Source organism: Streptomyces sp. NPDC039465 (assembly GCF_055639315.1).
On sequence record NZ_JBVKAP010000010.1, the window covers coordinates 126,611 to 145,236 of the forward strand.

Below are 18,626 nucleotides of genomic sequence, written 5' to 3' on the forward strand. Positions count from 1 at the left end.
ATGATGCGCCGAGGACGTCGTCTCGCGATCGACGTCGGGGACGCCCGGATCGGGGTCGCCTCGTGCGACCCCGACGGGGTCCTCGCCACGCCGGTGGAGACCGTGCCGGGACGCGACGTCCCGGCCGCCCACCGGCGGCTCCGCCAGATCGTCCAGGAGTACGAGCCGATCGAGGTCGTCGTCGGGCTGCCCCGCTCCCTCTCCGGAGGCGAGGGCCCGGCCGCGGTGAAGGTGCGCGCCTTCGCCCAGGAGATGGCCCGGGGCATCGCCCCCGTGCCCGTCCGTCTGGTCGACGAGCGCATGACCACGGTGACGGCCAGTCAGGGCCTGCGCGCCTCGGGCGTGAAGTCGAAGAAGGGCCGGTCGGTCATCGATCAGGCGGCCGCTGTGATCATCCTTCAGAACGCTCTTGAGTCCGAACGGGTATCAGGTAATCCGCCCGGCGAGGGCGTCGAAGTGGTCATCTGATCGCGATACGGTAACGTTCCGCGCGATGCGGCGGTGTTCGAACAGCTGCCGCACTACGTAGAGGCGGTCTGTCCGGAAGCCTCGCGGCCGTTTGGGGATCGATGACTGAGTATGGCCGGAGCCCCGGCTCCGAACCGTGGCATCCCGAGGACCCGTTGTTCGGGGACCAGGGATGGGGAGGTCAGCAGGCCGGCGGCCAGCAGCAGTACTACCAGCAGCCGGCGCCGCAGCAGTCGCAGCCGCAGCAGCCGGCGCAGTACGGCACCTCCCAGGAGGCGTACGGACAGACCTACGGCGGGCAGCAGCAGTACGCCGATGCTCAGTACGCCGATCCTCAGTACGGCGGGCAGACGTACGACACGTCCGGTTACCCCGGACAGCAGTACGACACCAGCTGGGAGACCGGCCAGCAGGCCGCGATGCCCTACGCCGCGACGCCGCCCGTCGACCCGTACGCCGCCGGACAGGGTCCCGACCTCTACGGCACCCCCGAGGCGTACCCGCCGCCGCAGCCGCCGGGCCGTCGCCCGGCCGAGCCCGAACCCCAGTCCGACCAGACCGACTGGGACGCGCAGGCGCAGGAGGAGGAGAAGCACCCCTTCTTCACCGGCGACGACGGCAACGACGGCGACGGCCGTGACGACGAGCCGGGCTCCCGCTCGTCGCGCGGCGGCGGCCGGGGAGACCGGCGCGGCAAGGGCAAGAACAAGAAGAAGAGCAAGAACGGCATCGCCTGCCTGGTCGTCGCGGCGGTCCTGGTCGGCGGCGTCGGTGGTGTCGCCTACTTCGGCTACCAGTTCTGGCAGGGCCAGTTCGGTGCCGCCCCGGACTTCGTGGGCGAAGGCGCCGGGTCCGTGGAGGTCGAGATCCCCAAGGGCGCCGGCGGCTACGACATCGGCAACATCCTGAAGAAGGCGGGTGTCGTCAAGAGCGTCGACGCCTTCGTCTCCGCCCAGGCGCAGAACCCGAAGGGCTCGACCATCCAGGACGGCGTCTACACCCTGAAGAAGGGCATGTCCGCCGCGCGCGCGGTCGACCTGATGCTCAACCCGGCGAGCCGGGCGAACTTCATCATCCCCGAGGGCAAACGCAACGGCTGGGTGTACGCCGAGATCGACAAGCGGCTCGCCCTCAAGAAGGGCACCACCGCGGGCGTCGCCAAGACACAGGCGAACGAGCTCGGCCTGCCGGAGTGGGCCAAGGGCCACAAGGACGTCAAGGATCCGCTGGAAGGATTCCTCTTCCCGTCCAGCTACCCGGTCGCCAAGGGCAACAAGCCCGAGGACGTCCTGCGCAAGATGGTCGCCCGCGCCAACGAGGAGTACGGCAAGCTCGACCTGGAGACCAAGTCGAAGGAGCTCGGGCTCAAGGGACCGTGGGAACTGATCACGGTGGCGAGCCTTGTGCAGGTCGAAGGCAAGTACAAGCACGACTTCGACAAGGTCGCGCGGGTCGTCTACAACCGCCTCAAGCCGAACAACGTCGAGACGGTCGGCCGGATGGAGTTCGACTCCACGGTCAACTACATCAAGAACGAGAGCACGCTCGACGTCGGTTCTGTGGCGGATCTCCGTAAGATCAAGGACCCGTACAACACCTATGACATCAAGGGCCTGACCCCCGGCCCGATCAGCAACCCGGGTGTCGAGGCGGTCAAGTCCGCGATGAACCCCACGCCTGGCCCCTGGTACTACTTCGTCTCCATCAACGAGAACAAGACGGTGTTCTCCGTGACGAACGAAGAACACAACCAGAACGTGGCGGAATACCAGAAGGAACGAGAGAAGTCCGGACAGTGAGTACGAAGTACCGGGCGGCCGTGCTCGGCTTGCCCATCGCCCACTCGCTCTCCCCGGTGCTCCACCGGGCCGCGTACGAGGCGCTCGGCCTCGCCCACTGGTCCTACGACCGTTTCGAGGTGGACGAGGCCAGGCTCCCCGGGTTCTTCGCGGAGCTGGATGAGACCTGGGCGGGCTTCTCGCTGACCATGCCGCTCAAGCGCGCCGTCATCCCGCTGCTCGACGAGGTCAGCGCGACGGCCGCCGCGGTCGAGGCGGTCAACACGGTCGTCTTCACGGACGACGGACGCCGGGTCGGCGACAACACCGACATCCCCGGCATGATCGCCGCCCTGGCCGAGCGGGGTGTCGAGAAGGTCGAGTCCGCGGCGATCCTCGGCGCGGGCGCCACGGCCTCCTCCGCGCTCGCCGCGCTGTCCCGGATCTGCACCGGACCGGTCAGCGCCTACGTACGCAGCGAGACCCGCGCCGCCGAGATGCGCGGCTGGGGGGAGCGGCTCGGTATCGAGGTCCGTACGGCCGACTGGTCCGAGGCCGCCGAGGCCTTCACGTACCCGCTGGTCGTCGCCACCACCCCGGCCGGCACCACCGACCCGCTGGCCGCCGCCGTGCCCGCCTCGCCCGGCACGCTCTTCGACGTCCTGTACGACCCGTGGCCGACGGCGCTCGCGGCGTCCTGGTCTGCGCGGGGCGGGGCCGTGGTCGGGGGCCTGGACCTTCTGGTGCACCAGGCGGTGCTCCAGGTGGAGCAGATGACCGGGATCGTCCCGGCCCCCCTCACCGCGATGCGCGCGGCAGGCGAACGCGCCCTCGCCGACCGGGCACACGCCGAAGGCGACCCGACCGGGGAGTGAGACACCGGTCCGCGTCGGCGTCCGATAGCTGGACCGCCGATCAGGTCCACGGCCCGGACGTGGGAGGATCGGGGGTGGCGGGCCAGGGCCGCGCTCCCCCTCGCTTCGCTGGGAGGTGCCCCCAGGCCGCGCCATCGCAGTGCCAGGCGCGAGCATGAGGAGCATCGTTGAGCAGGTTGCGTTGGCTGACCGCTGGGGAATCCCACGGACCCGCGCTGGTCGCGACGCTGGAGGGTCTTCCCGCCGGTGTCCCGGTCACCACGGAGATGGTGGCGGACCACCTCGCGCGGCGGCGCCTCGGCTATGGGCGCGGCGCGCGGATGAAGTTCGAGCAGGACGAGGTCACCTTCCTGGGCGGTGTCCGGCACGGACTCTCGCTGGGCTCTCCGGTGGCCGTGATGGTGGGCAACACGGAGTGGCCGAAGTGGGAGAAGGTGATGTCGGCCGACCCGGTCGACCCCTCCGAGCTGAAGGAGACGGGGCGCAACGCACCCCTCACCCGCCCCCGCCCGGGCCACGCCGACCTCGCCGGTATGCAGAAGTACGGCTTCGACGAAGCCCGGCCCATCCTGGAGCGTGCCAGCGCCCGTGAGACGGCCGCCCGGGTCGCGCTGGGCGCTGTCGTCCGTTCCTTCCTGAAGGAGGCGGCGGGCATCGAGATCGTGTCGCATGTGGTGGAGCTGGCGGCGGCGAAGGCGCCGTACGGGGTCTACCCGACGCCGGCGGATGTGGAGAAGTTGGACGCGGATCCGGTGCGTTGTCTGGACGCGGACGCGTCGAAGGCGATGGTTGCGGAGATCGACCAGGCCCACAAGGACGGCGACACCCTCGGCGGTGTGGTGGAGGTCCTGGCCTACGGGGTGCCGGTGGGCCTTGGCTCGCATGTGCACTGGGACCGGCGACTCGACGCCCGTCTGGCCGCGGCGCTGATGGGTATCCAGGCCATCAAGGGTGTGGAGGTCGGGGACGGTTTCGACCTCGCGCGTGTGCCGGGTTCGAAGGCGCACGACGAGATCGTGCGGACGGAGGACGGCATCAGGCGCACCTCGGGCCGCTCCGGCGGCACGGAGGGCGGCCTGACGACGGGCGAGTTGCTGCGGGTCCGCGCCGCGATGAAGCCGATCGCGACGGTGCCCCGGGCGCTGGCCACGATCGACGTGGCCACGGGCGAGGCGGCCGCGGCGCACCACCAGCGCTCCGATGTGTGCGCGGTCCCGGCGGCCGGAATCGTCGCGGAGGCGATGGTGGCCCTGGTCCTGGCGGACGCGGTCCTGGAGAAGTTCGGCGGCGACTCGGTCCCCGAGACCCGCCGCAACGTCCAGTCGTACCTCGACAACCTGCAGATCCGGTGACCGGCGGGCCCTTGGTCGTCCTGGTCGGGCCCATGGGGTCCGGCAAGTCCACGGTGGGCGCGCTCCTCGCCGAACGGCTCGGCACGCCCTACCGGGACACGGACGCCGACATCGTCGCCGCCCAGGGCCGGGAGATCTCGGACATCTTCGTCGAGGACGGCGAGGACCACTTCCGCGCCCTGGAGCGGGACGCCGTGCGCGCCGCGGTCGCCGAGCACGAGGGCGTCCTCTCCCTCGGCGGCGGCGCGATCCTCGACGCCTCGACCCGGGAGCTCCTCACCGGCCTGCCGGTCGTCTACCTGTCGATGGACGTGGACGAGGCGGTCCGCCGCGTCGGCCTGAACACCGCGCGCCCCCTGCTCGCCGTCAACCCGCGCCGCCAGTGGCGCGAGCTGATGGAAGCGCGCCGCCACCTCTACACCGAAGTCGCCCGGGTCGTCGTCGCGACCGACGACCGCACCCCTGAAGAGGTCGCCCAGGCGATCCTCGACGCACTCGAATTGAAGGACGTATGACCGACCAGGAAGTGACCCGGATCGAGGTCGGCGGTACGGCGGGTACGGACCCATACGAGGTGCTGGTCGGCCGGCAGCTGCTCGGCGAGCTCCCCGGACTCATCGGCAACCGGGCCAAGCGGGTCGCCGTGATCCACCCCGAGGCGCTCGCCGAGACCGGTGAGGCCCTGCGCCAGGACCTCGCCGACCAGGGCTACGAGGCCGTCGCCATCCAGGTCCCGAACGCCGAGGAGGCCAAGACCGTCGAGGTCGCGGCGTACTGCTGGAAGGCGCTCGGCCAGACCGGCTTCACCCGCACCGACGTCATCGTCGGCGTCGGCGGCGGCGCCACCACCGACCTCGCCGGGTTCGTCGCCGCCAGCTGGCTGCGCGGGGTGCGCTGGATCGCCGTACCGACCACGGTCCTCGCCATGGTCGACGCGGCCGTCGGCGGCAAGACCGGCATCAACACCGCCGAGGGCAAGAACCTCGTCGGCGCCTTCCACCCGCCGGCCGGGGTGCTGTGCGACCTGGCGGCGCTCGACTCGCTGCCCGTGCACGACTACGTCAGCGGACTCGCCGAGATCATCAAGGCCGGTTTCATCGCCGACCCGGTCATCCTCGACCTCGTCGAGGAGGACCCGGCCGCCGCGCGGACCCCCGCCGGGCCGCACACGGCCGAGCTGATCGTCCGGTCCATCCGGGTGAAGGCCGACGTCGTCTCCAGCGACCTCAAGGAGTCGGGGCTCCGGGAGATCCTCAACTACGGCCACACCCTCGCCCACGCGATCGAGAAGAACGAGCGGTACAAGTGGCGCCACGGCGCCGCCGTCTCCGTCGGCATGGTCTTCGCCGCCGAGCTGGGCCGGCTCGCCGGCCGTCTCGACGACGCCACCGCCGACCGGCACCGCACGATCCTGGAGTCCGTCGGCCTGCCGCTCACCTACCGCGGCGACCAGTGGCCCAAGCTCCTGGAGACCATGAAGGTCGACAAGAAGTCCCGGGGCGACCTGCTGCGGTTCATCGTCCTCGACGGCCTCGCCAAGCCGACCGTCCTGGAAGGCCCGGACCCGGCGGTGCTGGTCGCCGCGTACGGCGAGGTGTCCGCGTGAGCCCCCGGCCCACCCGCCGGGTGCTCGTCCTCAACGGCCCCAACCTGGGCCGGCTCGGCTCCCGCGAACCGGACGTCTATGGCGCCACCTCCTACGCCGGCCTCGTGGAGACCTGCACCAAGCTGGGCGCCGAGCTCGGCTTCGACGTGGAGGTCCGGGAGACCAACGACGAGGGCGAGATGATCCGCTGGCTGCACGAGGCGGCCGACGGGGCGATCCCGGTCGTCATCAACCCGGGCGCCTTCACGCACTATTCGTACGCGGTACGGGACGCGGCCGCGCAGCGGACCGCGCCCCTGATCGAGGTGCACATCTCGAACCCGTACACCCGGGAGGAGTTCCGGCACACCTCGGTCGTCGCCTCGATCGCCAGCGGCACCGTCGCCGGCTTCGGCATCGGCTCCTACCGGCTGGCGCTGCGCGCGCTCGCCGAGGAACTGAACGGCTGACCGGCCGACCGGGCACTCCTGACCGTCCCCGGCCGTTGCCTTCGCGGAGGCCGGGGACGGTACCGTTCGGGTTGCGGGGGTCAACGCGCCCCCGATCAGCGTCAGTCGTACGAGACGGAGTGGCACCGGATGCAGCACGCGATGGGGGCTCCGTTGCCGCCCGGACAGGGCGCCCCGCAATGGGCGCAGGGCGCGCATCCCCCCGTTCCCCCAGCCCCGCAGGGCCACCCGCCGATGCCGCAGGGCCACCCGGCGCCGTACCCCCCGGGCCCGCCGGCCCCCAACTGGCCGCAAGGCGGCCCGCACCACGCCCCCGCCCCGCCCTCCCGGGACACCACCGGCCACATCCAGCTCCCGCCCGGCGGCCCGGTGGCCATGCCCGCGCCGCCGCCCCCGGAGCTCGGCACCGGCACCGCCACCCTCGCCGTGCTGCTCATCGGTCCCGCCGGGGCGGGCAAGACCACCGTCGCCCGGCACTGGGCCCAGCGCCGTCAGGTGCCCACCGCCCACATCAGCCTCGACGACGTCCGGGAATGGGTCTGCTCCGGCTTCGCCGACCCCCAGGCCGGCTGGAACGACCACTCCGAGGCGCAGTACCGGCTGGCCCGCCGCACCTGCGGCTTCGCTGCCCGTAACTTCCTGGCCAACGGCATCTCCTGCATCCTCGACGACGCCGTCTTCCCCGACCGCCCGGTGGTCGGCCTCGGCGGTTGGAAGCGGCACGTAGGGCCCGGACTGCTCCCCGTCGTCCTCCTGCCCGGCCTGGAGATCGTCCTGGAGCGCAACGCCGAACGCTCCGGGAACCGCCGGCTCTCCGACGAGGAGGTCGCCGGGATCCACGGACGCATGGCCGGCTGGTACGGCTCGGGCCTGCCGATCATCGACAACTCCACCTACGACGTGGAGACCACCGCCCGCGTCCTGGACGAGGTCCTGGCCCGCTCCATAGCCAGTCCGCCCAGCTGGTAGCCCCGCCGCGGCCTCCCGCAGCCCCGGTCGGACGCGCTGACCAGGCCGCGGCGCCCGGTCGCTCGTAGGCTCGGAAGCATGTCAGAGGTGTATGCGGACCGGCGGGCGAGGCTGCGTGACCGCTGCGCGGCGGCCGGAAGCCCGGCGGCGCTGGTCTCCCGCCCGGCCAACGTCCGCTATCTCGCGGGCGGCTCCCCGCCCGGCGCCGTCCTGTTGGTCGGCGCGGGCGACGACGTCCTGCTCTGCCCCCGCGCCCCGACCGGTGATCCCGCCGACGGGCGCCCCGACGAGGCCCTCAGGGTGGACGTGCTGCCCGCCAGCGGCGGCGATCCGGCCGTCGCCGCCGTCGACGTCGCGCGCAAGGCGGGCGCCGACGCGCTCGCGGTCGAGGAGCACCACCTGACCGTCGCCCGCCACCGCGCCATGGGATCCGTGGCGCCCCGGCTCCGGCTCGCCGATCTGGGCGGGGCCGTCGAGCAGCTGCGGATCGTCAAGGACGAGGACGAGATCACCTGCCTGCGGATCGCCGCCGAGATTGCCGACCAGGCGCTGGGGGAGCTGCTGGAGTCGATCCTCGTGGGCCGTACGGAGCGGCATCTGGCGCTGGAGCTGGAACGCCGGCTCGTCGACCACGGCGCGGACGGCGCCGCCTTCCCCACCTCGGTGGCCACCGGCCCCAACGCCGGGCTCGCCGCCCACCGCCCCACCGACCGAAGGGTCGAGGAAGGCGATTTCCTCTCTGTCTGCCTCGGCGCCAACTACCGCGGCTACCGCTGCGAGATCGGCCGTACGTTCGTGATCGGGACCACCCCGGCGGACTGGCAGATCGAGCTGTACGACCTTGTCTTCGCCGCTCAGCGGGCCGGCCGGGAGGCGCTCTTGCCCGGTGCGGAGTTCCGCGAGGTGGACCGCGCCGCCCGCCAGCTCCTGGACGCGGCCGGGCACGGCGGGGGCCTGGCCCCCCGCCTCGGCCACGGTGTCGGCCTTGAAATCGACGAGGACCCGCAGCTCGCACCCGCGTCCATGGGTAAACTGGACGCTTGTGTGCCGGTCACCGTCGAACCGGGGGTCCACCTCCCGGGCCGGGGCGGGGTCCGGATCGATGACACGCTCGTCGTGCGCCAGGAGGCGGACGGCGGACCCGAGCTACTCACCATTACGACCAAGGAGCTGCTCGCGCTGTAGGCGCGTATGCCTCCCTGGTCCCCACGTCAGTCCAGGAGATTCCGCAACCGTGGCTTCCACGAACGACCTCAAGAACGGCATGGTGCTCAAGCTCGAAGGCGGCCAGCTCTGGTCCGTCGTCGAGTTCCAGCACGTCAAGCCCGGCAAGGGCCCTGCCTTCGTGCGCACCAAGCTGAAGAACGTGCTCTCCGGCAAGGTCGTCGACAAGACCTTCAACGCCGGCGTGAAGGTCGAGACGGCCACCATCGACCGCCGCGACATGCAGTTCTCCTACATGGACGGCGAGTACTTCGTCTTCATGGACATGGAGACCTACGACCAGCTCATGGTCGACCGCAAGGCTGTCGGCGACGCCGCCAACTTCCTCATCGAGGGCTTCACCGCCTCCGTGGCGCAGCACGAGGGCGAGGTGCTCTACGTCGAGCTGCCGGCCGCCGTCGTGCTCACCATCCAGGAGACCGAGCCGGGCGTCCAGGGCGACCGCTCCACCGGTGGCACCAAGCCGGCCATCCTCGAGACCGGCCACCAGATCCAGGTCCCGCTCTTCATCACCACCGGTGAGAAGATCAAGGTCGACACCCGCACCAGCGACTACCTCGGCCGGGTGAACAGCTAACCGTGGCTGCCCGGAGCAAGGCCCGTAAGCGCGCCTTCCAGATCCTCTTCGAGGCCGACCAGCGCGGCACGTCCGTGCGGAACGTCCTCGCGGACTGGGTCCGGCATGCACGGTCCGACGACCGGCAGCCGCCGGTCAACGAGTTCACGATGCAGCTGGTCGAGGGGTACGCGGACCACGTGGCCCGGATCGACGAGCTCATCGACACCTACACGGTGGGCTGGGACCTCGACCGGATGCCCGTGGCCGACCGGAACATCGTGCGCCTCGGCGCGTACGAGCTGATCTGGGCGGACGAGACCCCGGACGCGGTGGCGATCGACGAGGCGGTGCAGCTCGCCAAGGAGTTCTCCACCGACGACTCCCCGGCCTTCGTCAACGGCCTGCTGGCCCGGCTGAAGGATATGAAGCCGAGCCTGCGCCGGGAGGGGGCGTAAGCCCGTCCCCGGCAGTCGAAGGGGCCCGCAGCACACCGTGCTGCGGGCCCCTTCGCCGTACCCCGCCCCGCCTGCGTCGGGGGGGCACGCAAAACCGCCGGGGTGGCAGGGAACCGTACGGCTCCCCGCCACCCCGGCGGCAACGTTTCTTCTCAAGGGCTCCCGGAGGCCGGATCAGCTCTCCTCGTGGGCCACGGCACGGCGCGCGTCCGCGTCCAGCACACCCCAGCTGATCAGCTGCTCGGTGAGCACCGAGGGCGACTGGTCGTAGATCACGGCCAGCGTGCGCAGGTCGTCCTGGCGGATCGACAGCACCTTGCCGTTGTAGTCACCGCGCTGCGACTGGATCGTCGCCGCGTAGCGCTGCAGCGGGCCGGCCTTCTCCTGCGGGACATGGGCGAGACGCTCCAGGTCGAGCACGAGCTTCGGCGGCGGCTCGGCGGCTCCGCCCGGAGTCGTACCCGGCAGCAGCTCCTGCACCGGAACGCCGTAGAAGTCCGCCAGCTCGGCGAGGCGCTGAACGGTGACGGCGCGGTCGCCGCGCTCGTACGACCCGACCACCACGGCCTTCCAGCGGCCCTGGGACTTCTCCTCCACACCATGGAGGGAAAGCCCCTGCTGGGTGCGGATGGCACGGAGCTTGGCCCCGAGCTGTTTTGCGTATTCGCTGGACATATAGCTCCCCGGACGCTGTGACAACGTGCGGCTCCGCCGCGCGGCTGGTAACTCACTGTGAGGTTACGCAGCGTTACTTGGCTGCGTCAAGCCGAATGGTCCGTACCGGCTCACCCGCGGGGGTGAGGCCGAAGGCACCCCAAGGTCCTGCTAACGTGGAGGGCGCAATTTCGACGTCCTTTAAGGTCCGTCCCGTGAGGCGGAGAAGGAGGTCCGTTTCGTATGGACGCAACGCAGCAGACCGATGCGGCACGCCCCGTTCTCGAGGGCCCCGACATCGCGCGGGTACTGACCCGCATCGCCCACGAGATCGTCGAGCGCGCCAAGGGCGCGGACGACGTGGTGCTTCTCGGCATTCCCACGCGCGGGGTGTTCCTCGCCCGCCGACTGGCCGACAAGCTCGCCGACATCACCGGACGGAAGATCCCGGTCGGCTCCCTCGACATCACCATGTACCGCGACGACCTGCGCATGCGGCCGGCGCGCGCCCTGGCCCGCACCGAGATCCCCGGTGACGGCATCGACGGCCGCCTGGTCGTTCTCGTCGACGACGTGCTCTTCTCCGGCCGCACCATCCGCGCCGCGCTCGACGCGCTCGGCGACATCGGCCGCCCGCGCGCCGTGCAGCTGGCGGTCCTGGTCGACCGTGGCCACCGCGAACTCCCGATCCGAGCCGACTACGTCGGCAAGAACCTCCCCACGTCGCTGAGGGAGACGGTCAAGGTGCAGCTCGCCGAGGAGGACGGTCGCGACACCGTGCTGCTCGGTACGCAGTCCGCCTCCGCGTAGGACCGGCTTCCCGACGGGTCCAGGGCACAGCCCTGCGCGCCCGCATGCCCGAGGGGCCTCCGGACACACCCCGGACCCCCGACCTCCCCACCACGGAGAAGAACCCCCGATGATGCGCCACCTCATCTCGGCCGCCGATCTCACCCGCGACGAAGCCGTGCTCCTCCTCGACACCGCCGAGGAGATGGCCCGGGTCGCCGACCGGCCGATCAAGAAGCTGCCGACCCTGCGCGGCCGTACGGTCTGCAACCTCTTCTTCGAGGACTCCACCCGGACCCGGATCTCCTTCGAAGCCGCCGAGAAGCGGCTCTCCGCCGACGTGATCAACTTCGCGGCGAAGGGATCCAGCGTCTCCAAGGGCGAGTCGCTCAAGGACACCGCCCAGACCCTGGAGGCGATGGGGGTCGACGCCGTCGTCATCCGCCACAGCGCCTCCGGTGCGCCCTACCGGCTGGCCAACTCCGGCTGGATCGACGCCCCCGTCATCAACGCGGGCGACGGCACCCACCAGCACCCCACCCAGGCCCTCCTGGACGCCTTCACCATGCGCCGCCGACTGGTCGGCCGGGACGCCGGCCTCGGACAGGACCTGGCCGGAAAGCGCATCACCCTCGTCGGCGACGTGCTGCACAGCCGGGTCGCCCGCTCCAACGTGGACCTGCTGCACACCCTCGGTGCCCAGGTCACCCTGGTCGCCCCGCCCACCCTGCTGCCGGTCGGCGTCGACCACTGGTCCGCCGACGTCAGCTACGACCTCGACAGCGTGCTGCCGAAGTCCGACGCGGTGATGATGCTGCGTGTGCAGCGGGAGCGCATGAACGCGGCGTTCTTCCCGACCGAGCGCGAGTACTCGCGGCGGTACGGGCTCGACGGCGAGCGCATGGCCCGCATGCCGGAGCACGCCATCGTCATGCACCCCGGCCCGATGGTCCGCGGCATGGAGATCACCGCCGAGGTCGCCGACTCCGACCGCTGCACGGTCGTCGAGCAGGTCGCCAACGGCGTCTCCATCCGGATGGCCGTTCTCTACCTGCTGCTCGGCGGCAACGAATCCGACACCACTCGTACCGAGGAGAAGTAAGACCCATGAGCAAGATCCTTATCCGCGGTGCGAAGGTGCTCGGCGGCGACGCCCAGGACGTCCTGATCGACGGCGAGACCATCGAGGCCGTAGGCACCGGCCTGTCCGCCGAGGGCGCGCGGGTCATCGACGCCGAGGGCCAGATCCTCCTGCCCGGCCTCGTCGACCTCCACACCCATCTGCGCGAGCCCGGCCGCGAGGACTCCGAGACCGTCCTCACCGGCACCCGCGCCGCCGCCAAGGGCGGCTACACCTCGGTGTTCGCCATGGCCAACACCTTCCCGGTCGCCGACACCGCCGGTGTCGTCGAGCAGGTCTACCGCCTCGGCCGCGAGAGCGGCTACTGCGACGTCCAGCCCATCGGCGCCGTCACCGTCGGCCTTGAGGGCAAGAAGCTCGCCGAGCTCGGCGCCATGCACGACTCGGCCGCGGGCGTCACCGTCTTCTCCGACGACGGCAAGTGCGTCGACGACGCCGTGATCATGCGCCGCGCCCTGGAGTACGTGAAGGCCTTCGGCGGCGTCGTCGCCCAGCACGCCCAGGAGCCCCGGCTGACCGAGGGCGCCCAGATGAACGAGGGCACCGTCTCGGCCGAGCTCGGACTCGGCGGCTGGCCCGCCGTCGCCGAGGAGTCGATCATCGCGCGCGACGTACTGCTCGCCGAGCACGTCGGCTCCCGGGTGCACATCTGCCACCTGTCGACCGCCGGCTCGGTGGAGATCGTCCGCTGGGCCAAGTCGCGCGGCATCGACGTCACCGCCGAGGTCACCCCGCACCACCTCCTCCTCACCGACGAGCTGGTCCGTTCGTACAACCCGGTCTACAAGGTCAACCCGCCGCTGCGCACCGAGCGCGACGTGATGGCGCTGCGGGAGGCCCTGGCCGACGGCACGATCGACATCGTCGCCACCGACCACGCCCCGCACCCGCACGAGGACAAGGACTGCGAGTGGGCCGCCGCCGCCATGGGCATGGTCGGCCTGGAGACCGCGCTCTCCGTGGTGCAGCAGACCATGGTCGAAACCGGCCTGATCACCTGGGCCGACGTCGCCGACCGGATGTCCTTCGCACCCGCCCGGATCGGCCGGGCCACCGGCCACGGCCGCCCCGTCTCGGCAGGTGAGCCCGCCAACCTGACCCTGGTCGATCCGGCATACCGTGGAGCCGTGGACCCCGCGGGCTTCGCCTCCCGCAGCCGAAACACCCCCTACGAGGGCCGCGAGCTGCCGGGGCGCGTCACCCACACCTTCCTGCGGGGCCGGGCAACGGTCGTCGACGGGAACCTCGCGTGACTTCACTCATCATCCTGGCCGCCGCCGAAGAGAAATCGGCGGAAGTGACCAACTGGGCCGGACGCATCGGCTGGGTGGTCGGGCTCGCCCTCTTCGTGGCCTTCGTCTACTGGCTGATGCGCCAGGGATGGAAGTGGCGCGGCAGCCTCCAGTCCGCCCTGCCGGAGCTGCCCAGCGCGCCCGAGCGCCCCGCCGAGGCGAGACTTGAGCTGAGCGGCCGCTACCACGGCTCCACGACCGCCGGGCAGTGGCTCGACCGGATCGTCGCCCATGGCCTCGGCACCCGCAGCCGCGTCGAGCTCACGCTCACCGAGGCCGGCGTCGAGGTCGTACGCCCCGGCGCGAACGACTTCTTCATCCCGGCCGCCGCCCTGCGCGAGGCCCGGCTCGACAAGGGCATCGCGGGCAAGGTCCTCGCCGAAGGCGGACTGCTGGTCGTCACCTGGGCGCACGGCGACCAGCTGATCGACTCCGGCTTCCGCTCCGACCGGGCCGCGGAACACACCACCTGGGTCGAGACCCTGAACAGCATGATCAACACGACGGAAGGCACCGCACGATGACGACCTCCACTCGGGGAGCCGCCAAAGCTCCCGCCGTACTCGTCCTGGAGGACGGCCGCACCTTCCGCGGCCGCGCCTACGGGGCCGTGGGGGCGACCTTCGGCGAGGCCGTGTTCTCCACCGGCATGACCGGCTACCAGGAGACCCTCACCGACCCGTCGTACCACCGCCAGGTCGTCGTCATGACCGCCCCGCACGTCGGCAACACCGGCGTCAACGACGAGGACCCCGAGTCGTCCCGCATCTGGGTGGCCGGCTACGTCGTCCGCGACCCCGCCCGCATCCCGTCGAACTGGCGCTCCCGGCGCTCCCTCGACGAGGAGCTGGAGCGCCAGGGCGTCGTCGGCATCTCCGGCATCGACACCCGCGCCCTCACCCGCCACCTGCGCGAGCGCGGCGCCATGCGCGTCGGCATCTTCTCCGGCAACGCGCTGCCCGACGAGGGCACCATGCTCGCCGAGGTCCGCCAGGCCCCCGAGATGAGCGGCGCCGACCTCTCCGCCGAGGTCGCCACCAAGGAGACCTACGTCGTCCCCGCGATCGGTGAGAAGAAGTTCACCGTCGCCGCGGTCGACCTCGGCATCAAGGGCATGACCCCGCACCGCATGGCCGAGCGCGGCATAGAGGTCCACGTCCTGCCCGCCACCGCCACCGCCGAGGACGTCTACGCCGTCAACCCCGACGGTGTCTTCTTCTCCAACGGCCCGGGCGACCCGTCCACCGCCGACGGCCCCGTCGCCGTCATGCAGGCGGTCCTGGAGCGCAAGACCCCGCTCTTCGGCATCTGCTTCGGCAACCAGATCCTGGGCCGCGCGCTCGGCTTCGGCACGTACAAGCTGAAGTACGGCCACCGCGGCATCAACCAGCCCGTGCAGGACCGCACGACCGGCAAGGTCGAGGTCACCGCGCACAACCACGGATTCGCCGTCGACGCTCCGCTCGACCAGGTCTCCGACACCCCCTACGGCCGCGCCGAGGTCTCCCACGTCTGCCTCAACGACAACGTGGTGGAGGGCCTCCAGCTACTCGACCGGCCGGCCTTCAGCGTCCAGTACCACCCCGAGGCGGCCGCCGGCCCGCACGACGCCGCGTACCTCTTCGACCGCTTCGTATCCCTGATGGAGGGCCAGCGTGCCTAAGCGCTCCGATATCCAGTCCGTCCTGGTCATCGGCTCCGGTCCGATCGTCATCGGCCAGGCCGCCGAGTTCGACTACTCCGGCACCCAGGCCTGCCGCGTCCTCAAGTCCGAGGGTCTGCGCGTCATCCTGGTCAACTCCAACCCGGCCACGATCATGACCGACCCGGAGATCGCCGACGCCACCTACGTCGAGCCGATCACCCCCGAGTTCGTCGAGAAGATCATCGCCAAGGAGCGCCCCGACGCCCTCCTGCCCACCCTCGGCGGCCAGACCGCGCTCAACACCGCCATCTCCATGCACGAGCAGGGTGTGCTGGAGAAGTACGGTGTCGAGCTCATCGGCGCCAACGTCGAGGCCATCAACAAGGGCGAGGACCGCGACCTCTTCAAGGGCGTCGTCGAGGCCGTCAAGGCCAAGATCGGTTACGGCGAGTCCGCCCGCTCGGTCATCTGCCACTCCATGGACGACGTGCTCAAGGGCGTCGAGACCCTCGGCGGCTACCCCGTCGTCGTCCGCCCCTCCTTCACCATGGGCGGCGCCGGCTCCGGCTTCGCCCACGACGAGGACGAGCTGCGCCGTATCGCCGGCCAGGGCCTGACGCTCTCCCCGACCACCGAGGTGCTCCTGGAGGAGTCCATCCTCGGCTGGAAGGAGTACGAGCTGGAGCTGATGCGCGACAAGGCCGACAACGTCGTGGTCGTCTGCTCCATCGAGAACTTCGACCCGATGGGCGTGCACACCGGTGACTCGATCACCGTCGCCCCGGCGATGACCCTCACCGACCGCGAGTACCAGCGCCTGCGCGACATCGGCATCGCGATCATCCGCGAGGTCGGCGTCGACACCGGCGGCTGCAACATCCAGTTCGCGGTCAACCCGGACGACGGCCGGATCATCGTCATCGAGATGAACCCGCGCGTCTCCCGCTCCTCCGCGCTCGCCTCCAAGGCCACCGGCTTCCCGATCGCCAAGATCGCCGCCCGGCTCGCCGTCGGCTACACGCTGGACGAGATCCCCAACGACATCACCGAGAAGACCCCGGCCTCCTTCGAGCCGACCCTCGACTACGTCGTCGTCAAGGCCCCGCGCTTCGCGTTCGAGAAGTTCCCCGTCGCCGACTCCACGCTGACCACGACCATGAAGTCGGTCGGCGAGGCCATGGCCATCGGCCGCAACTTCACCGAGGCCCTGCAGAAGGCGCTGCGCTCCCTGGAGAAGAAGGGCAGCCAGTTCTCCTTCACCGGCGAGACGGGCGACAAGGCCCAGCTCCTGAAGGAGTCCAAGCGCCCCACCGACGGCCGGATCAACACCGTCATGCAGGCCATCCGGGCCGGCGCCACCCAGGAAGAGGTCTTCGACGCCACGAAGATCGACCCCTGGTTCGTCGACCAGCTCTTCCTGATCAAGGAGATCGCCGACGAGCTGGCCGCCGCCGAGAAGCTCCACCCCGAGCTGCTCGCCGAGGCCAAGCGCCACGGCTTCTCCGACGCCCAGATCGCCGACATCCGCGGCCTGCGCGAGGACGTCGTCCGCGAGGTCCGGCACGCGCTGGGCGTACGCCCGGTCTACAAGACCGTCGACACCTGCGCCGCCGAGTTCGCCGCCAAGACCCCGTACTTCTACTCGTCCTACGACGAGGAGAGCGAGGTCGCGCCGCGCGAGAAGCCCGCCGTGATCATCCTCGGCTCCGGCCCGAACCGCATCGGCCAGGGCATCGAGTTCGACTACTCCTGTGTCCACGCCTCCTTCGCACTGAGCGACGCGGGCTTCGAGACCGTGATGGTCAACTGCAACCCGGAGACCGTCTCCACCGACTACGACACCTCCGACCGCCTGTACTTCGAGCCGCTGACGCTCGAGGACGTGCTGGAGATCGTCCACGCGGAGACCCTCGCCGGACCCGTCGCCGGTGTCGTCGTCCAGCTCGGCGGCCAGACCCCGCTGGGCCTGTCCCAGGCGCTCAAGGACAACGGCGTCCCCGTCGTCGGCACGTCCCCCGAGGCGATCCACGCCGCCGAGGACCGCGGCGCCTTCGGCCAGGTCCTCGCCGACGCCGGCCTGCCCGCCCCCAAGCACGGCACCGCCACCACCTTCGCCGGCGCCAAGGCCATCGCCGACGAGATCGGCTACCCCGTCCTCGTACGTCCCTCGTACGTGCTCGGCGGCCGCGGCATGGAGATCGTCTACGACGAGACCCGGCTGGAGGCGTACATCGCCGAGTCCACCGAGATCTCCCCGACCCGTCCGGTCCTCGTCGACCGCTTCCTCGACGACGCGATCGAGATCGACGTCGACGCGCTCTACGACGGCCACGAGCTCTACCTCGGCGGCGTCATGGAGCACATCGAGGAGGCCGGAATCCACTCCGGCGACTCGGCGTGCGCCCTGCCCCCGATCACCCTCGGCGGCTTCGACATCAAGCGCCTGCGCGCCTCCACCGAGGCCATCGCCAAGGGCGTCGGCGTCCGCGGCCTGATCAACATCCAGTTCGCGATGGCCGGCGACATCCTGTACGTCCTGGAGGCCAACCCGCGCGCCTCCCGTACGGTCCCCTTCACCTCGAAGGCGACCGCCGTGCCGCTGGCCAAGGCCGCCGCCCGGATCTCGCTCGGCGCCACCATCGCCGAACTGCGCGCCGAGGGCCTGCTGCCGAAGACCGGCGACGGCGGCACCCTGCCGATCGACGCGCCGATCTCCGTCAAGGAGGCCGTCATGCCGTGGAGCCGCTTCCGCGACATCCACGGCCGCGGCGTGGACACCATCCTCGGCCCGGAGATGCGCTCCACCGGCGAGGTCATGGGCATCGACGCCGTCTTCGGCACGGCGTACGCCAAGTCGCAGGCCGGCGCCTACGGCCCGCTGCCCACCAAGGGCCGCGCGTTCATCTCCGTCGCCAACCGCGACAAGCGCTCGATGATCTTCCCGGCGCGCGAGCTGGTCGCCCACGGCTTCGAGCTGATGGCGACCTCCGGCACCGCCGAGGTCCTCAGGCGCAACGGCATCCACGCCACGATCGTCCGCAAGCAGTCCGAGGGCGAGGGCCCGAACGGCGAGAAGACCATCGTCCAGCTCATCCACGACGGCCAGGTCGACCTCATCGTCAACACCCCGTACGGCACCGGCGGCCGCCTCGACGGCTACGACATCCGTACGGCGGCGGTGGCCCGCTCCGTACCGTGCTTGACCACCGTCCAGGCCCTCGCGGCGGCCGTCCAGGGCATCGACGCCCTGGGCCGCGGCGAGGTCGGCGTCCGCTCGCTCCAGGAGCACGCGGAGCACCTGACCGCGGCCCGCGACTAGCAGCCCGACACGCGCAGGGGGACACCACAGGCAGGACGGTGTCCCCCTCGC

The 18,626-nt window shown here is 70.9% G+C and carries 18 protein-coding genes; 17 read left to right on the forward strand and 1 reads right to left on the reverse strand.

The annotated features are described in order from the left end of the window. From ruvX to nusB, 11 genes are all read left to right on the forward strand, one after another. Window positions 1-468, forward strand: a complete 468-nt coding sequence (gene ruvX / locus ACZ7LT_RS28515; RefSeq protein WP_471239076.1) for a Holliday junction resolvase RuvX — start codon at window positions 1-3, stop codon at window positions 466-468. A 101-nt stretch (window positions 469-569) separates the two neighbouring features. Continuing rightward, window positions 570-2,267, forward strand: a complete 1,698-nt coding sequence (gene mltG / locus ACZ7LT_RS28520) for an endolytic transglycosylase MltG (protein WP_471238978.1) — start codon at window positions 570-572, stop codon at window positions 2,265-2,267. Beyond that, window positions 2,264-3,121 carry a shikimate dehydrogenase gene (locus ACZ7LT_RS28525; RefSeq protein ID WP_471238979.1) on the forward strand — a complete coding sequence of 286 codons (858 nt, stop codon included), beginning with the start codon at window positions 2,264-2,266 and terminating at the stop codon, window positions 3,119-3,121. Before mltG ends, ACZ7LT_RS28525 begins: the two co-directional genes overlap by 4 nt. Window positions 3,122-3,288: 167 nt before the next feature. Next, window positions 3,289-4,473, forward strand: coding sequence for a chorismate synthase (aroC, locus tag ACZ7LT_RS28530; RefSeq protein WP_471238980.1), 1,185 nt, complete (start codon window positions 3,289-3,291; stop codon window positions 4,471-4,473). Beyond that, window positions 4,470-4,988, forward strand: a complete 519-nt coding sequence (locus ACZ7LT_RS28535; RefSeq protein ID WP_471238981.1) for a shikimate kinase — start codon at window positions 4,470-4,472, stop codon at window positions 4,986-4,988. The genes aroC and ACZ7LT_RS28535 overlap by 4 nt, the downstream gene beginning before the upstream one ends. Then, complete coding sequence (gene aroB, locus ACZ7LT_RS28540; protein WP_471238982.1) at window positions 4,985-6,079, forward strand: 3-dehydroquinate synthase; 1,095 nt, start codon at window positions 4,985-4,987, stop codon at window positions 6,077-6,079. Before ACZ7LT_RS28535 ends, aroB begins: the two co-directional genes overlap by 4 nt. Further along, window positions 6,076-6,528, forward strand: a complete 453-nt coding sequence (aroQ, locus tag ACZ7LT_RS28545; protein ID WP_471238983.1) for a type II 3-dehydroquinate dehydratase — start codon at window positions 6,076-6,078, stop codon at window positions 6,526-6,528. Before aroB ends, aroQ begins: the two co-directional genes overlap by 4 nt. A 129-nt stretch (window positions 6,529-6,657) precedes the next feature. Beyond that, a complete protein-coding gene (locus ACZ7LT_RS28550; RefSeq protein ID WP_471238984.1) occupies window positions 6,658-7,497 on the forward strand; it encodes a Pro-rich N-terminal domain-containing protein in 840 nt (279 codons plus the stop codon). Between the two features lie 78 nt (window positions 7,498-7,575). After that, window positions 7,576-8,682: an aminopeptidase P family protein gene (locus tag ACZ7LT_RS28555; RefSeq protein WP_471238985.1), complete on the forward strand. Its 1,107-nt coding sequence runs from the start codon at window positions 7,576-7,578 to the stop codon at window positions 8,680-8,682. 49 nt (window positions 8,683-8,731) lie between these two features. Further along, window positions 8,732-9,298: an elongation factor P gene (efp, locus tag ACZ7LT_RS28560; RefSeq protein ID WP_471238986.1), complete on the forward strand. Its 567-nt coding sequence runs from the start codon at window positions 8,732-8,734 to the stop codon at window positions 9,296-9,298. A 2-nt stretch (window positions 9,299-9,300) separates the two neighbouring features. Further along, on the forward strand, window positions 9,301-9,735 hold the full coding sequence (gene nusB / locus ACZ7LT_RS28565; RefSeq protein ID WP_471238987.1) for a transcription antitermination factor NusB: 435 nt from the start codon (window positions 9,301-9,303) through the stop codon (window positions 9,733-9,735). A gap of 174 nt (window positions 9,736-9,909) precedes the next feature. Here nusB and bldD read toward each other — a convergent pair whose 3' ends face one another. Next, window positions 9,910-10,410, reverse strand: coding sequence for a transcriptional regulator BldD (gene bldD, locus ACZ7LT_RS28570; protein WP_005319862.1), 501 nt, complete (start codon window positions 10,408-10,410; stop codon window positions 9,910-9,912). A gap of 222 nt (window positions 10,411-10,632) precedes the next feature. Here bldD and pyrR point away from each other — a divergent pair, with 222 nt between their 5' ends. The 6 genes from pyrR to carB all read left to right on the forward strand — a co-directional run bounded on the left by pyrR (window position 10,633) and on the right by carB (window position 18,575). Beyond that, window positions 10,633-11,199: a bifunctional pyr operon transcriptional regulator/uracil phosphoribosyltransferase PyrR gene (pyrR, locus tag ACZ7LT_RS28575; protein ID WP_471238988.1), complete on the forward strand. Its 567-nt coding sequence runs from the start codon at window positions 10,633-10,635 to the stop codon at window positions 11,197-11,199. Between the two features lie 109 nt (window positions 11,200-11,308). Continuing rightward, window positions 11,309-12,280, forward strand: coding sequence for an aspartate carbamoyltransferase catalytic subunit (locus ACZ7LT_RS28580; protein ID WP_471238989.1), 972 nt, complete (start codon window positions 11,309-11,311; stop codon window positions 12,278-12,280). Between the two features lie 5 nt (window positions 12,281-12,285). Then, window positions 12,286-13,572 carry a dihydroorotase gene (locus tag ACZ7LT_RS28585; RefSeq protein WP_471238990.1) on the forward strand — a complete coding sequence of 429 codons (1,287 nt, stop codon included), beginning with the start codon at window positions 12,286-12,288 and terminating at the stop codon, window positions 13,570-13,572. Then, window positions 13,569-14,135: a PH-like domain-containing protein gene (locus ACZ7LT_RS28590; protein WP_471238991.1), complete on the forward strand. Its 567-nt coding sequence runs from the start codon at window positions 13,569-13,571 to the stop codon at window positions 14,133-14,135. The genes ACZ7LT_RS28585 and ACZ7LT_RS28590 overlap by 4 nt, the downstream gene beginning before the upstream one ends. After that, entirely contained in the window at window positions 14,132-15,274 is a 1,143-nt protein-coding gene (gene carA, locus ACZ7LT_RS28595) for a glutamine-hydrolyzing carbamoyl-phosphate synthase small subunit (RefSeq protein ID WP_471238992.1), read from the forward strand. The genes ACZ7LT_RS28590 and carA overlap by 4 nt, the downstream gene beginning before the upstream one ends. Then, entirely contained in the window at window positions 15,267-18,575 is a 3,309-nt protein-coding gene (carB, locus tag ACZ7LT_RS28600) for a carbamoyl-phosphate synthase large subunit (RefSeq protein ID WP_471238993.1), read from the forward strand. Before carA ends, carB begins: the two co-directional genes overlap by 8 nt. The last annotated feature ends 51 nt before the right edge of the window (window positions 18,576-18,626 follow it).

Coding starts and splice junctions, on each gene's coding strand:
- ACZ7LT_RS28585 (WP_471238990.1), top strand. CDS start 12,286: ATGAGCAAGATCCTTATCCGCGGTGCGAAGGTGCTCGGCGGCGACGCC.
- ACZ7LT_RS28555 (WP_471238985.1), top strand. CDS start 7,576: ATGTCAGAGGTGTATGCGGACCGGCGGGCGAGGCTGCGTGACCGCTGC.
- ACZ7LT_RS28550 (WP_471238984.1), top strand. CDS start 6,658: ATGCAGCACGCGATGGGGGCTCCGTTGCCGCCCGGACAGGGCGCCCCG.
- carA (WP_471238992.1), top strand. CDS start 14,132: ATGACGACCTCCACTCGGGGAGCCGCCAAAGCTCCCGCCGTACTCGTC.
- ACZ7LT_RS28580 (WP_471238989.1), top strand. CDS start 11,309: ATGATGCGCCACCTCATCTCGGCCGCCGATCTCACCCGCGACGAAGCC.
- bldD (WP_005319862.1), bottom strand. CDS start 10,410: ATGTCCAGCGAATACGCAAAACAGCTCGGGGCCAAGCTCCGTGCCATC.
- mltG (WP_471238978.1), top strand. CDS start 570: ATGACTGAGTATGGCCGGAGCCCCGGCTCCGAACCGTGGCATCCCGAG.
- ruvX (WP_471239076.1), top strand. CDS start 1: ATGATGCGCCGAGGACGTCGTCTCGCGATCGACGTCGGGGACGCCCGG.
- aroB (WP_471238982.1), top strand. CDS start 4,985: ATGACCGACCAGGAAGTGACCCGGATCGAGGTCGGCGGTACGGCGGGT.
- pyrR (WP_471238988.1), top strand. CDS start 10,633: ATGGACGCAACGCAGCAGACCGATGCGGCACGCCCCGTTCTCGAGGGC.